Source organism: Cohnella algarum (genome assembly GCF_016937515.1).
GTDB lineage: Bacteria > Bacillota > Bacilli > Paenibacillales > Paenibacillaceae > Cohnella > Cohnella algarum.
Map to the genome: position 1 here is coordinate 3,670,134 of NZ_JAFHKM010000002.1, position 15,220 is coordinate 3,685,353.

General features: G+C 63.2%; 11 protein-coding genes. All 11 read left to right on the plus strand.

All coding sequences use genetic code 11. The features are described 5' to 3' along the window. Window positions 1–55 precede the first annotated feature (55 nt). Complete coding sequence (locus JW799_RS16405) at window positions 56–2,152, plus strand: hypothetical protein (protein WP_205430699.1); 2,097 nt, start codon at window positions 56–58, stop codon at window positions 2,150–2,152. A gap of 114 nt (window positions 2,153–2,266) precedes the next feature. After that, window positions 2,267–2,926 (plus strand): CIS tube protein, encoded by a 660-nt coding sequence (locus JW799_RS16410; RefSeq protein ID WP_080834191.1) that lies wholly within the window; start codon window positions 2,267–2,269, stop codon window positions 2,924–2,926. Window positions 2,927–2,939: 13 nt separating this feature from the next. Further along, window positions 2,940–4,028: a phage late control D family protein gene (locus JW799_RS16415; protein ID WP_080834188.1), complete on the plus strand. Its 1,089-nt coding sequence runs from the start codon at window positions 2,940–2,942 to the stop codon at window positions 4,026–4,028. Further along, window positions 4,025–4,747: a phage baseplate assembly protein V gene (locus JW799_RS16420; RefSeq protein WP_080834185.1), complete on the plus strand. Its 723-nt coding sequence runs from the start codon at window positions 4,025–4,027 to the stop codon at window positions 4,745–4,747. The genes JW799_RS16415 and JW799_RS16420 overlap by 4 nt, the downstream gene beginning before the upstream one ends. Before the next feature lie 64 nt (window positions 4,748–4,811). Then, entirely contained in the window at window positions 4,812–5,213 is a 402-nt protein-coding gene (locus JW799_RS16425) for a GPW/gp25 family protein (protein ID WP_080834182.1), read from the plus strand. 18 nt (window positions 5,214–5,231) lie between these two features. After that, the gene (locus JW799_RS16430; protein ID WP_205430701.1) at window positions 5,232–7,556 is read left to right on the plus strand and encodes a baseplate J/gp47 family protein; all 2,325 of its coding nucleotides are present in this window, start codon (window positions 5,232–5,234) and stop codon (window positions 7,554–7,556) included. A gap of 35 nt (window positions 7,557–7,591) precedes the next feature. Then, on the plus strand, window positions 7,592–8,320 hold the full coding sequence (locus JW799_RS16435) for a hypothetical protein (protein ID WP_476695928.1): 729 nt from the start codon (window positions 7,592–7,594) through the stop codon (window positions 8,318–8,320). A 41-nt stretch (window positions 8,321–8,361) separates the two neighbouring features. After that, window positions 8,362–10,575 (plus strand): putative baseplate assembly protein, encoded by a 2,214-nt coding sequence (locus JW799_RS16440; RefSeq protein WP_139787144.1) that lies wholly within the window; start codon window positions 8,362–8,364, stop codon window positions 10,573–10,575. A gap of 111 nt (window positions 10,576–10,686) precedes the next feature. Further along, window positions 10,687–12,789, plus strand: coding sequence for a phage tail protein (locus JW799_RS16445; RefSeq protein WP_205430705.1), 2,103 nt, complete (start codon window positions 10,687–10,689; stop codon window positions 12,787–12,789). Window positions 12,790–12,834: 45 nt separating this feature from the next. Further along, entirely contained in the window at window positions 12,835–14,481 is a 1,647-nt protein-coding gene (locus tag JW799_RS16450) for a hypothetical protein (RefSeq protein WP_205430707.1), read from the plus strand. A 257-nt stretch (window positions 14,482–14,738) separates the two neighbouring features. Beyond that, window positions 14,739–15,155, plus strand: coding sequence for a hypothetical protein (locus JW799_RS16455; protein WP_205430709.1), 417 nt, complete (start codon window positions 14,739–14,741; stop codon window positions 15,153–15,155). The last annotated feature ends 65 nt before the right edge of the window (window positions 15,156–15,220 follow it).

A 15,220-nucleotide genomic window follows, 5' to 3' on the forward strand; every position in this document is an offset into this window, starting at 1 on the left:
CCCTGCTCCGGCAAGGATGATCTCCCGGATTTCGCAACTAAGCGGGCTCTCTTCCTTGAGCGCTCCCGGGCGGGACCGCGGCGCAGTTCGGAGGGAGTCCGCCGTCCGGCCGAACGGCTCGGGAGCCGGTTCGGGAACGGCAAGCGCGGGCGCCGCGGCGGACGCGTCGGCGACGGCCGGAAAGATGCCGTTGCCCGCGCGGAAAGGACGGCTCGTATTTTCCGCCGCCGGGCGGACACCGAATCCGGGGATGCCGCCGCCCCGAACGGCGCTCGGGCCGATGACGCGTTTCGCGCCGTCGGAACGGGCGAGCCGCTTCGCTTTGCGGCAATTGGGCGGAACCGGATTGAGGCTGCTAAGAGAAGCTGAGAGGCTGGGCGGAACCGGGTCGAGGGTGTCATCCGAGAGCGACCCCGGCCGTCCGGCCGGAATGCCGGGCGAAACCGGCTTGCCGGCTTTCCGGGGAAGCGGCCGTCCGCAAGCCGGCCGGCATCAAACGGTAAAACCGAACGATGTCGGAAGGCGGCAATCGGGCGGAAACGGCCGGCGGCTGGCCGAAGAACCGACGGAAAGCGGCCGACCGTCGGCTTCTCCGGCTGCCAGCGGCATGCCGCCGGCGGCCGGGAACCCCGCGAAAGCGGGCTGGCGGCGGGCGGTCGTCGGCGGCAAGCCGATGCAGCTGATCGGCCGTCTGGCACCGGCCGCCGAGCGCTTCGCGTTCGGGCGGCGCGCTTTCGGAGCGGGAACGCAACCGGACGCGCCGTTTCCGGATGGCGGCCGCGTCGCGGGAACCCGGACGAGCGGGACGGATTCGGCTGCGCAGACGGAAGGATCGCTTTCACCGCTTCGAGGCCCGAGCGCCGAAGCCGGTTCGAATGGGACCGAAGACCGAGCGGCGATGCAGGAAAACGGGATTGAAACCGGGGCGGAAACCGGACTTGCCGCGCGAACCGTCGCCCCTCGCCGTCAAGTTCATGAGGCGAAGGCGGCCGGCGGCAATTCGAAGGGGGAAGGCCCGAACGGATCCGAAGCCGGCACGGCGCCTTCGGAAGGGGAAGAGCGGCTCCGAACGCAGGCGCCGAGGCTGAGGCTCGAGCGCGGTTTGCCGGGCGGGGGCCGGCTCGCGTTTGCCCAGCGAATCGCGCAAAAAACGTCGGCGGGCCGGAAAGGCCGACCGGCACCCGGCTCGGCGCCGAACCCGCATGGGATCGCCGGCCGCGCGCCCAAATTTTACCCGAGCCGCTCCCTTTCGGGAAATACGGCATGGCGGGCATGGCGATCCGAAGCCGATTCCCGGGAACGACGGGGTCCGAGCATGACCGGGTCCCGGAAGCGAAGCGGATCGATGGTGGACGCCGGCTGGACGGGGGATGTCCGGAGCAGGACGATGTTCCGGCTGCCGGCCAACCGGAACTTCACCGGGCTTCGGAACGCGGGAAGCCGGGATACGGGCGGATTCCGGAACGCGGGAGTTCTGAACATGGCCGGCGTTCGAGAAATGAGAAGCCGGAACTTGGCCGGCCTGCGGGAAGCGGGAAGCCGGGATACGGGCGGATTCCGGAACATGGGAGTTCTGAATCCGGCCGTCGCCCGGGACATGAGAAGCCGGAGCGCGATCGGGCTCCGGGAAGCGGGAAACGGGCCTTCGGCCATATCCCGGGCAACGGGAATCCCGAGCATGAGCGGAGCCTCGGAAACGGAGGGCCGGAGCATGCTCGGATTCCGGAAGCGCGGCAGTTCGGCTGACGGCGGCCATCGGGAGCTTGGCGGCTCGCCGTTTCCCGGGCTCTCCGGGGTCCCGGTCGCCGCCGAACGCGGGAACGGCCCCGCCGCGACCGGGACCGATTCCGGCGCCGGAGCCGCCGGCGCATTCCCGGCCGCCGAACGCGGCCGGCGAGCCAGAGCGCGGCCGCCGCTGATCGGGCGGTCGCTCGCCCCGCCGCCGGTCCGCCCGGCCGCGGCGATCGCGGCCGCAGCCGCCCCGGGCGGCGGCTCCGCATTCGGCGGCGCCCCGGCAAGCGCGGCGCCGCCCCGCCGGCCGCGCTCGAAATGCGGCGGCCGGAGCCCGCTCCCGCCGCGCCGGCCGCGCCGCGGGAAGTCGTCGTCGAAGCGCCGCCGGCGATCGACGAGAAGCAGCTGCAGCAGGCGCTGAGCCAAATGCCGCAGCTGCATCCGGACAAGCTGGCGGACCAGGTGTACAAAGCGCTGATGAAGCGAATGAAGCTGGAGCAGCGGCTTCGCGGATATTGACAAGGAGTTAAGCGATATGGGACCGGTAAAAGCGGAAATCGAAGTGTACCGGAACGAAGAGCCGAAAAACATCAAAGTGCTTTTCAATCCGAACGAATACAGCCTGCAGACGGGCAACAGCTTCGCCTGGAAGACGATACCGGGCCTGCAGTCGCCGATCGCGCAGTTCATTAGCGGGGAAGCGGAATCGCTGACGATGGACCTGTTTTTCGACACGTTCGAGCGGTTGCCGGAGGAAGGGGACGACCCCGGCTACGAGACGCGCGACGTGCGGCGCTTCACGGATCAGATTACCGGCCTGCTCGCGGTGGACAGCGATCTGCATGCGCCGCCGACGTGCCGGTTCGTCTGGGGGACGCTGGATTTTACCGGAGTCGTGGAAAAGGTTTCGCAGCGCTTCACGATGTTTCTCGAGTCGGGGATTCCGGTACGCGCGACGCTGAACGTCACGTTTCGGGCGGTCAAGGGCATGACCGAGCAATATCAGGAAACGCCCCGGCAGTCGGCGGACCGGACGAAGCAAAGGACGCTCCGGCAAGGAGAGCACTTGTGGACGATCGCGGCCGAGGAGTACGAGGACCCCGGCATGTGGCGGGCGATCGCGGAAGCCAACGGCATCGACAATCCGCGCAAGCTGCCGGTCGGGCGCAAGCTCATCGTTCCGAGGCTGGAATAGGGGGCGCGGCAGCATGATCGACAACAAGACGTATACGTTCGCGGAGCTTGAGGAAACGTACCGCGGCTTTTTCGCGCCGGCCTTCGAAATTTCTATCGAGGGCCAGAAGCTGAACCTGCTGCAGGCCGCCGTTTCCGGCGTAAGGGTCGACACGACGACGGAGACACGGGCGGATCACTGCCAATTCCGGATCGAAAACGCCTATAACGCCGTCAGCCGCGAGTTCCGGTGGGTCGGCTCGCTGATCGAGGTCGGCAAATCCCTGCAAGTCAAAATGGGCTACACCGACAAGCTGGTTACGCTGTTCGACGGCATCATCACCGGCATCACCCTCGACTATCCGGAACAGAGCCAGCCTACGGTATCGGTGACGGGGATGGACCGGTCGATGCTGATGATGCGCAGCGTCCAGTCGAAGGAGTGGCACGATGTCAAAGTAAGCGACGTCGTCAAGGAGATCGGCGGCAAATACGGGCTGCAGCTGCAGGTCAAGGAAACGACGGAGACGCACAAGACGATCGAGCAATTCCGCAAAAGCGACTTTCATTTTCTGAAAAAGCTGGCGGAGGACGAATTTTTCGAATTTTTCGTGGTCGGCCAAACGCTCTATTTCCGGGAATCCGCGGCAAACTCGGATCCGGTGCTGACGCTCATGTACGGCAAAAATTTGAGCAGCTACACCGCCGAAGTGGACATTACGAAGCAGGTCAGCCAGGTCGTCGTTCACGGCGTAAACCGGAAAACGAACGCGAAATTTTCGGGCGCTTCCCGGCCGATGAGAATCATCGGCACGAACGGCCGCGCGGGGCCCGACGTGATGAACGCCTTGTCGAGGCATCTGATCGAAAACGTGTACCGCAACGTGGCGACTCCGATGGCCGCGCAAAAATTGGCCGACTCCCTGATGAGCGAGCGCGGCATGGACCTGGTTACCGGCCAAGGCCAGTGCATCGGCCTTCCCGAGCTGCGGGCGGGACGTTTCGTCAAGCTGGAAGGCCTCGGGCCGAAATTCAACCAGCCGATGCTGCTCGCAAGCGTTACGCATGCGATCGATTCCGGCGGTTATACCACGAGCTTTACCGTAAAGGGGAACGCCATATGATGTTCAACGTATCCGGCGAATGGGACAGGGACGCCTCGGAAGAAGGCACGGTAAACGGCGTCATGGTGGCGACCGTAACCAATATCGACGACCCGGACGGACTCGGGCGGGTCAAGCTGAAGTTCCCGATTCGCGAAAACGAGCACGAAACCGATTGGGCGCCGCTCGTTTCGCTGATGACCGGTTCCGACATGGGAACGCTGTTCATTCCCGAAGTGGGGGACGAAGTGCTGGTCGCTTTTCATCTCGGATATCTGGATCAGCCCTACGTGATCGGCGGCCTGTGGAACGAATCCCGCAAGCCGCCCGCCAAGCACCCAAAAAACGATATCCGCAAAATTCGCACGAGAGCGGGGCACGAAATCGTTTTTCAGGATACGGCCGAGGACGGGAAAATCACGCTTAAGACGAACAAGGGCTTAAAGCTCGAAATCGCGGATCAGGCCGAATCCGTCACGCTCGCGACGAAGAACGACCAGCAGTCCGTCACCCTGAAGGGCGCCACCGCCAATTCGATCGAAATCAAGGCGGGCACGACCAAAATTACGCTCAACAATCAAGGACAGATCACCATCGACACAAACAATTCGGTCAGCTTGAAAGCGACGCAGGTGAGTCTCGAGGCCTCGGCCCAAATGTCCATCAAGGCGGGGGCGACGCTCGATTTGAAGGCGGACGGGATCGTCAATATCAAAGGCTCGCTCGTGAAAATCAACTAGCGCCAGCCGTTTCGCGGACTCGCGCGAGCGGTTCGAGGACGGCGGCGAAAAGGGGGAAAACCGGATGTCAACGCCGTTTCTCGGCAAAGGCTGGCGGTTTCCGGTGCGGGCGGACGCCACGACGGGCCGGATGCTGCTGTCCGAAGGGGAAGACGATATCGCCGAGGCGATCCGGATCATTTTGATGACGTCCAAAGGAGAGCGCCTCATGCGCCCGGATTTCGGCTGCGGCCTGCGGGATTACGTCTTCGGCACAATGGACGCCACGACGCTCCGGCTGCTCGAAAGCGACGCCCAGCGGGCCATTACGGTGTGGGAGCCGCGCGTCAAAAACGTCGGCGTCAAGGCGAAGGTCGATCCGTCCGACCCCGGCCGTCTTCAGCTGCATGTACAGTATACGGTCAGATCGACCAACAATTTATTCAACCAAGTATACCCCTTCTATTTGGAGGAGGGGACGAAATAATCGGGAGAGACGAGCGCGATGAAATCTGAAGCCTGGCAAGGCGGAGCCCTTCGGCCTCCGACGATCGACGGAAGAGACATGGCCGCGTTCGTCGAGCAGATGAAGGCGATGGCGCCTCATTATACGCCGGAATGGCGGTTTTCCCCCGACGATCCGGATGCGGGGACCGCGCTGTTTTTTCTGGCGGCGGAGATGCTGCAGGAAAACCTGAAGCGGCTCAATCGCGTGCCGCTCGGCAACCTGATCTCGTTTTTGGATATGCTCGAGGTCCGGCTGCGGCCCGCCCGGCCGGCGAGAACGACGGTCGTTTTCTCGCTGAACGAAGGATTCCGGGAACCTGTGTACATTCCCCAGGGAACGCTGCTGACGGCGCCCAGCCCGGACGACGGGGAAGCGATCCCGTTCGAGACGGAGACGGCGCTGCTCGTGACGCCCGCCCGGCTGACCGATTGGGTGAACGTCCATCCCGGGCGCGATCGGATCGTCCGGATCGCGGACGGCGCCGAGGCGTTCCCGGAGGCGCCGGACCCGGACGGTTACCCGCTCTTTTCCGTCAATGGGGACGATCTGCAGGAGCATGCCCTTTACTTTCGTCATGACGAGCTGTTTTTGCTCGATCGTCCGGCTCAAGTGACGCTGGTCTGGCACAACGCCGAAAGAAGGTATGCCGAGCCGGAGCTGGCGGAAGCGATGGCCCGGTCCGATTGGCTGGAATGGTCCTGGTACCGGGAGGGACAATGGGTTCCGTTCGACCGGGTGACGTGGGAGCGGCAGGAGACGACGCTCTGGAAGACGACGGCGGGACCGCTCGAGCCCGCGACGGTTAACGGAACGGAAGGAAGGTGGATTCGCTGCCGCGTCCGGAAACGGCCGGAGGACGAAACCGCCTCCCCGGCCCTGACCGCGATGCCCGCCTTCGACCAAGTGGCGCTGCGGGCTTCCCACGACGTCAAGCGCGATCCCGGCGGCATTTTGCCGGCGGCGCTGTATTATAACGATCTGGAGCTGGAAAAATCGGGGTTTCACCCGTTCGGGGAGCATTTCGTCCCCTATTCGGTGTTTCATGTCGCGTGCCCGGAAGCCTTCAGCAAAAAGGGCAGCCGACTGCGGATGACGTTCCTGGCGCGAAACGTCGGGAACGTGCTGAGGAACGCTCCCGATCCGGAAATCCGCTGGCGGATGATCATGCGGACGTCGGAATTCGAGCCCAAGCCGCCGCAGCGCGTCGCCATCCGGCGGGTGCAGTGGGAGTATTGGAACGGCGAAGGCTGGGTCCGCGTCCCGGACAGCGGAGTTTACGAATCGATGTTCGCGGAGCTTCCCGAAGAGGAGGCCGCCCTTCGTTTCGTGGAGTTCGTTTGCCCGGAGGACTGGGCGCCGACGTACGTCAACGGAAACGAGGATTTGTGGCTGCGGGTTCGGGTGCTGTCGATGGATCCGATCACGGACCCGATGGTCGAATATATGTCTCCCTGGCTGGAAAAAACGTCGTTCTCCTATCGTTATTCGGCGGAAACGCGGCTGAAGCCGTGGGAGGCGCTGACGTTGAACAACGCGGAATGGGTTGACCGGACCGCGACGGTCCGGCAGGGCGGAGACGTCTTCAAGGCGTTCGCGCCGATCGATTGTCCGGCCCCCGCCGTCTATTGGGGCTTCGATCTTCCCCCGGCCAAGGGGCCGATTCGGCTTCACTTTTCGCTCGGACGCCGCAGCCCGGGGGACGGGGAGCCGCCCTTTGTCGAATGGGAGGCGCTCATTCGGGACGCCGGGGGCGCCCGGTCATGGACGCCGCTGCGGACGAGCGACGAGACGAACGGGTTTACCCAGTCCGGCGCCGTGCAATTCGCTGGTCCCGCGCAGATGGAGGCGTTCCCCCTGTTCGGCCGGGAACGGGTATGGCTCCGTTCGGTCAACCGGGACGGCCGGTACGGCGAACCGGATGCTTCGTGTCCGGCCGTCGCCAGACTGGACCGGAACGCCGTAACCGTCGTTCAGCGACGGACGATTCGCGACGAACTGCCCGAGGCGGCGAAGGACGGCTACGTTCTTTCGCGGGCTCCGGTCGTGAGCCAGGAAGTATGGGTCGACGAGACCGGATTTGTCGGCGAGCAGGCGCTGGCGGACATGGACGAGGACGGATACGAGGTCATCCGGGACAGCGACGGGCAAATCGGCCGGGTATGGGTCCGCTGGGAGGAAAGGGCCTCGCTCGTCGGCTCGCGTTCGTTCGATCGCCATTACGCGATCGAATCGGCGACCGGCCGCATCCGGTTCGGCGACGGAACGAAGGGCGCGGCCCCCCCGAACAAGGGGCCGGCAAAATCCGCGTCACCTACCAGGTGACCGAAGGGGCGAGAGGCAACGTCGGGAGCGGCCAGGTGACCGGCATGATGCAGCCGATCGCGTTCGTCAGCGGCATCGCCAATCCGTTTTCGGCGGTCGGCGGCGGGGACGCGGAGCGGCTGGAGCAGGCGGTTCGCAGAGGTCCGCAGCAGCTCAAGCACCAGAACCGCGCGGTCTCCGCGTCGGACGTGGAGTGGATCGTGCGCGAGGCCGAGCCGTCCGTCGCCAAAGTCCGCTGCTTGCCGAACCGGAATGCGCTGCTTCGGAAGGACTCGGGCCGGGTGGCCGTCGTCGTCCTGCCCGACGGCGGCAGGAACGGAATCGCCCATTTTCCCGAAATCAAACGGACGGTGGAACGGGCGCTCAAGGAGAAGCTTCCGAATCTGGTCGGGAGCGCCGGCCGGTTTTCGGTGCTGGCGCCGGCGCTTATCGAAATTTCCGTCTCCGCGACGGTCTACGTCTCCTCCGCCGACCTGATCGTCCCGGTCGAAATAGATTGCTCGGGCCGGCTGGACTCGTTTTTGGACACGATGACGGGCCAACTGGACGGACGAGGCTGGGAAATCGGGGAGACGGTGCACGCTTCCGCGTTTTACGGATTGCTCCATTCGGTGCGCGGAGTGCAGTCGGTCGACAAGCTGGTGTTGACCGCCCGCGTTGCCGAAAACGGCGAAACGAGGGAAATTCCGCCCGACGACCTGAAGCGTTTTCCCCACGGCATCGTCATGGGCGGCCGTCACCGGCTGAACGTAACGATGGCTTGAATCGCGAATTCTGTTAGATCCGCATGAAAGGAGGACGGCCGATGCTGCCCCGCATTCCGCTCGACGACCGGACGTACGAAGGCATTTTGCAGGAGGCGAGGCGATCCATCCCCCGGCGGCTGCCGGATTGGACCGACGAGAACGCGCACGACCCCGGCATGACGATGCTGGAATTGTTCGCCTGGCTGACCGAAATGCAGCAGTATTATTTGAGCCGGATTCCGGAACGCAACCGGAGAAAGTTTCTCGATCTGCTCGGCGAGGCGCCGAGGGAGGCGGCGTCCGCCGTTGTGGAGGCCTCGTTCGGCTCGATTCGGACGCCCGTGACGCTGCCGAAGGGAACGAAGCTGCGGGCGCGGGATGAAACGTTCGAAACGGCGGATCAGGTGCGGTTGCTGCCGCTTGCCATCGAGCGGGTCGTCACCCGCACGGAACGGGAAGCGAGCGATGTGACGGCCGCCAATACGCAAGGCGACATCGCGTACTTCGCCTTCGGAAGCGGGGCGGAGCGGGGGAGCCGACTGTATGTGGCGCTCGATGCCGAGCCGCTGCCGGGCCAGCTCGTGACGATGTCCGTCAAGCTGGCGGGTTCGCCTCCTTCCGGCGGCGACCGCGTCGTCCCGTCCGCGAGAGTGTCCTGGAAAGCCTACGGCCTGGACGAGCGCACGCGGCAGGCCGGCTGGCTGCCGCTCGAAACGTACGAGGACGCCACGGTGCATATGACCTACAGCGGCCGCATCACGTTTTTTTTCGAATCGCAGCTGCTGCCGGTCATCGTTCATCCGGCGAACGACCGCCCGCGCTACTGGATTTGCTGCACGCTGGAGGAGCCGGGCTACGAATCGCCGCCCCGCATCGACGGCCTTCTGCTCAACACGGCGGTCGCGGTTCACCGCGATACGAAAAGCGAAGCGCTCGACTTCAACTCGCCGGGGCTTCGCAATTGGGGCCTTGAGGCGGATACGTACCTCGGCCGCTGCGGCGATTTGCGCGTTCAGGTGCGCGAGGAGGACGGCGTCTGGCGCGAATGGCGCGAGGCGGCGAGCTTTGAAGGGGCCGGACCCGAGGAGTGCCGATTCGTCGTGGAGACGCGCGCGGACGGCTCGCGGGTCGTCCGGTTCGGCGACGGCGTCCGCGGAAAAATTCCGCCTGCGGGCAAAGGCAACGTGCGCCGGATCCATTCGGAAGCTTCGTTCGGCGGCCGGAGATGGATCGGCAGAAGCAACGGGCTTCCGAACCAGAAATTCGAACTGCACGAGCTCGTCCCTAGGCGCAAGGATGAATTCAGGCTGCAGGTCGGCATTCCCGGCGAAGGGCATGGAGAATGGCTGTGGGAGGACTGGACGCCGGTCGACGATTTCGACCGGTCCGGTCCGCTTGACCGCCACTTCGTGTACGATCGGGAAAAAGGCGAGATTCGCTTCGGCAACGACGAGAGCGGCGCGATTCCCGCCGTTTGCGGCGAGCCGAACCTGTGCCTGATCGTTTGCGTGCTCGGCGGAGGGGAGCGGGGCAATATTCAGCCGCACCTGCTGACCGGCTGGGAATCGCCGACCCAGCGGGCGGCGGGAATGACGGTGACGAATGCCGGGTACGGCTACGGGGGCGTCGAGGCGGAGACCTTGAACGAATGCGTCGAGCGGGTGCAGCTTGAGCGGCACTTGCCGTTTCGGGCCGTTACCGACGGCGATTACGCCGCGATTACCCGCGCGACTCCGGGGCTCAAAGTCGCCAGGGTGCACGTCATTCCCGGCTATGCGCCCGGCAGCTCGCTCCCCGCGCCGGGAGCGGTGACGGTCGTCGCCGTTCCGGACAACGAAGCGGCGACGCCGATGCCGAGCGCCGGCTATTTGCGGACGATCGCGGGTCATCTGGAGGAGCGGAGACTGTTGACGACGGAGGTCCGCGTCATCGCCCCCGAATACGTACAGGTGGCGGTGCATGCGATGGTCGTCGTCGAACCCCAGTTTGCCGGCGAGAGCAAGCGAATCGTCGAGACGCTGAACCGGCTGCTCCGGCCGGTCGGGATTCGCGATCCGGAGGAAGGCTGGCCGTTCGGAAAGACCGTGTACAGAGGCGATATTTACAGCGCCATCAGCCGGGTGCAAGGAGTCGCCTACGTACAGGATCTATGGTTGGAGGCGGCCGGCCGCCACGCGGTCAAGTCGGCGTCGGGCGACGTGCTGCTGCCGCCGAACGGACTGGTCTATTCCGGCGAGCATCGGATCGAGCTGATCAGCCGGACGCAAGTGTGAGCCATGCCGCCCGCCGGCCGGGAGCGAAGCGGAAAGGCGGCCTGAAGCGGGGCCGTCCTTCGGACCCGGCATCGGCGGCGGTTTCGATTACGCAGCAAAGGAGGGGAGAGCTTGGAGAGCGGCGCGACTTTTTTCTCGCTGAACCGGAAGGAGCACTGGCGGAAGAGAGGCTGGCTTGTCAATCTGGATGCCGGCGAAGACGGCGTGCGGCTGCAAAGCGGGCAAAAATACGGAATTATCGATACGCTGCACCTGGAAACGCTGGAGGGCGTAGGCGGCATCGCCGCGTTTGCCGTAGGTCCGCTGGGCAGGCTCGTGCTGCTGGACGAGAGCGGGGACTTGTGGGTGTACGACCGGCGCAGCCGCCACCACGAGCGGCTTTTCGTGCCGAGACACGGGCTGTTTTCCGCCGCATCGCAGCTTTCCGTTTCGGGGGACACGCTGCTGGTGGCCGATCCGGAAGGGGAGCCGTCCCTGACCGCTTACGACATGGCCAACGGCCAGGTCAAATGGAGCCGGAGCGGAAACTCGCTCGACGGGCGCTATTTCGAGCCGCTCGCGCTGGCGAGCGACGACCGGTTCGTGTACGCGCTCACTCCGTCGCTTGAACCTTCCGGTTCCGGTGAAACGCGGGAACGCCTGCCGCTGACGCTCATCCGCCTGACGCTGGCCGGAACGGTGGACGCGGCGTTCGCCGACAGCCGGTTTTCCGCCAAGATCAAGGAAGACGGAACGGGCGAGCCGGGCATCTCCTATTTGGCGGTTTCTCCGGGGGGCGACGCGTACGTGTTCGACAGCGCGGGCTGCGTGCTGTTCGCCTTCGGGCCCGAAGGCGCGCTGCATACCCGGATGCTGCTGCCGCCGTTCTCGTTTGCCGGCATCGGCGTCGACACGCGCCGGCAAATTTATGTCGGGGATTCCAGGGTGATCGGTCCGGAAGGCGAGGACGATCGCTTCATCCTCCATTTCGGCGAAAACGGAGAGCTCGTCGGCCGGGTGGCGGGCTTTCGGGGCAAAACCGACGGCCTGACGATCGACGCCTCCGACCGGATGTACATTTTGAACAGGGAAAACGGCACGATTACGATGCTGGATCTGCAGCCCCAAATGCTGAACCGGGAAGGCGCGGGCGCACCGGAGGGCGCATGGCTGTCCCGGGCGCTGGACAGCGCGGAAAGCGAAACCGTCTGGCACAAGTTCACGCTGGATGCGGCGATCCCGGACGGGACTCAGCTGCGGGTGCGCTATTTTGCCTCCGATTCCCCGAAGCTCGTCCTGCAGGGGACGCTGCGGAACGTGGACGACTGGCTCGGGCGGGAGGACTTATCGCTCGACGAAAAAAGGGCGGCGCTCGCGCCTTACTGGTCCGAGCCGATCGTCAACCCGTCCGACGCGTTGTTTCGGGAAGCGAAGGGGCGGTATTTGTGGCTGCAGATCGAGTGGCTCGGCAGCGAGCGGCTTACGCCCATCCTGCGGAAAATGCGGGTTTATTTTCCCCGGGACACGTTAATCTCTTATTTGCCCGCGGTTTACCAGGAAGAGGAGGAGAGCCGGGACTTCCTCGAGCGCTATTTGTCCCTGTTCGGCACGCTGTTCGACAGCGTCGAGGAGCAGATCGACGGGATGGCCGGCCATTTCGACAGGGAAAGGGCCGAAGGGGCGATGCTTCGCTGGCTCGCTTCCTGGCTGGGCATGGAGGTCGACGACAACTGGAACGACGAATGGGTCAGAAGATTGATCCGGTTCGCGCCGGAGCTGTACCGCTACCGGGGGACCAAGCGCGGCATCGAGAAGGCGGTCGAGATTTTCACGGGATTGACGCCTATCGTCGTGGAATCTTTTCAATATAAACAGCTGCGCGAGAAGGCCGAGTTCAGATGGCTGGTGGACCGGCTGTACGGCGACGATCCGTTTACGTTCACGGTGCTGCTTCATCCGAATCAGGCCCCGAGCGAAAAAGAGAAGACGCTTTTGCTCCAGCTTATCGAGGATTTCAAGCCGGCGCATACCGAAGCGCGGCTCGTCTGGCTCCAGCCGTGGATGTATCTGGACTTGTACACGTATCTCGGCATGAATACGGTGCTGACCGAGCCGTCCCTGTTTACGATGAACGCGGGCAAGGCGATGCCGAACGACACGCTGCTCGTCGATCTCGACTTGAACCGCAGGCTGGACGCCCACACGCGGCTGGAGATGGATTCGGAGTTGGAATGACCCGCCTTCGGGCGCAAATTTGATGCAGGTCAGGAGGGGTTCGAGTTGAAGAAGGCGAGGATGTTTCCGTTTGAACGAAACCGGTATTTTTACGGCAAGCTGCTGACGGTCCGGGACTTCGAATCGGAGCAAAAGTATTTGAACGACAAGCGCCGGCTGCTCAATCGTCTGCTGTTCGGAAGCGGCGTCGTCGCCGGCATGCAGGTCGTCGCGGTCGACGACAAGACGATTACGGTGGAAATGGGGCTCGCGATCGATTACATCGGGCGCGAAATCGTCATTCCGGCTCCCGTCACGCTGAAGCTGTCCATGGTCGACGGGTTCACCAACAACGAATACAAGAAAAACGTTTATTTGTACGTCGCCTACGACGAAAAAGGCCGCGAGCCCGTCCACTCCGTCGGCAATTCTTCGGTTCGCGGGGAGGAAGTGAGCGAGTACAACCGGCTGCTGGAATCGTACAGGCTGTTCGTCCGGGAGGAAGCGCCGGATCCGCGATCCTTCGAATTCGTGCGGCTGCTGGAGGATGTCGCGATTTTGTATCAGGACGCGAACGTGCGCGTGCTGCAGCGGATGCCGAAGTACGTCAACCCCGGCGATGTCGTGGACGTCGCCCTCGTCGTCGAAAAAACGCTTCAGACGCCGCGCGTCAGCCTGTCGTTCGCCTACGAGGCGGAGGGCTTCGACCCGCTCGGCTACGACGGCAACCGGGTTTCGTTCCTGGAGCCGGGGGAGGCCCAGGAGACGGAGTATACGATTACGTACAGCGTCAAGGTGCAGGACAAACCGGGAACGTTCGGAAAACTCGCGCTTTTGCCGGAAAACGTGGAGCTTTACATCGGCGACAATCGGATCGCCTTGGACGGGGGCGTGTCGCATTCGGTCGAAATTCTTTCGAATCCGGCGATGGAACGCGTGCTGAAGGATTGGTACGAGCGTTCGCTGGACCAGGCCGCCGAAGGCTCGTCGGAACGCGAAGTATGTCTGGCCAAAATCGGCCTGCTTCAGGTCGGGCCGACCTATCTGATCGAGCAGGTCGAACGGGTTCCGTTCGGGGAGTACGTTCCGAACGCCACGCTTTCGCAAAAGCTCGGCCGGATGGGGCGGACGGGTTCGCTCAACCGGTTTTACGCCGAAGCCGAGGCGTACGACGTCGATTTCGGGGCGAAGCCGGAGCTGGGCGTGTCGTTCCATCCGGAACGCAACGCGTTCGAATTCAAGCTCGGCATCCCGAAGCCTCAGGCGATCAACGACGAGATCGCCACGGGCGTGCTGGAGGTGCCGCTGGACGCCGCCGCGAAATCGGGGGGAAGGTTTTTCTCCCGGGGGCGGCGAAACTTCGTCACCGACGAAATCGCGCACGGTCTCGGGCAGGGACAAGTATCGATCGTCGTCGGCCTGGAAGAGCGCGGAGACCGGAAAACCCGCGTCTATTACGACTCTTTGGACGTCTTCAAGGGGACGGATTACGAGGCGGATGTGCCGAACGTCCGGTTCGGCACGATCGTGTACCCGGACAGCGGAAGCTTCCGTATCGGCATGAAGCTGGCCGAGGCGACCGAAGCGGAATCGCTCCGCGTCCGCTGGTGGGCGTTCAAGAAGCTGCAGGAAGGCGAAGCCGGTCCTGCGGCTGAAGCCGAAGTCGCGGAAGCGATGGCGGAGGCCGCGGCCGCGCGGGAGGAAGCGGAGTAGTTGTTGCGTATTGCGTAAGATAAAGCGTTGCCCCGGAGCGGACATGCCGCTTCGGGGTTCTTTTTTTGAAGTAAACGAACCTTGGGCGGCGATGAGATGGGCAGCGAGATCTAACATTCGAACTCTTGAAAAGGGAACATATGTTTGGTAAACTTGAATTAACATAATTAATTTGAACGGAATGATTTTGTAAGAAAACGCCCCCCAAAAATGAACCTGTGATAAAATGAACACAACTGATCAATGGAGGCCAAAACATGGACCAATCTGTCATCCAGGCGTTGCAGTTTGTTCTCCAAGAAGAGTTGCGCCCGCTCAAAGAGGACGTGCGACAAATAAAGGGTGATTTGTTGCCGCTCAAAGAGGACGTACAACAATTAAAGGATGAATTGTTGCCGCTCAAAGAGGACGTACAACAATTAAAGGATGAATTGTTGCCGCTCAAAGAGGGTGTAAGACAAATAAAGATGCAGCTTGATCGTATGGAATCCAATCAGAATGAAGACATCATAGCCGTTCTGAGCCATATGTCCGGAAAATTGACGGCCATTCAGGAAGATATGGAAGGCCTGAAGCATGACGTTGAGTATACGGTTAAAGAACAGGCGGCAATCAGACTTCAAATAGAACGGTCAAAGCGAACAATTACAACCGATCCTATTAAGCCTGTATAGGACTTTTATATTTCACTAGCTCTAGCCCCAGTCTTTCCTCTTTGGCTCTACTCATTTAAATATCC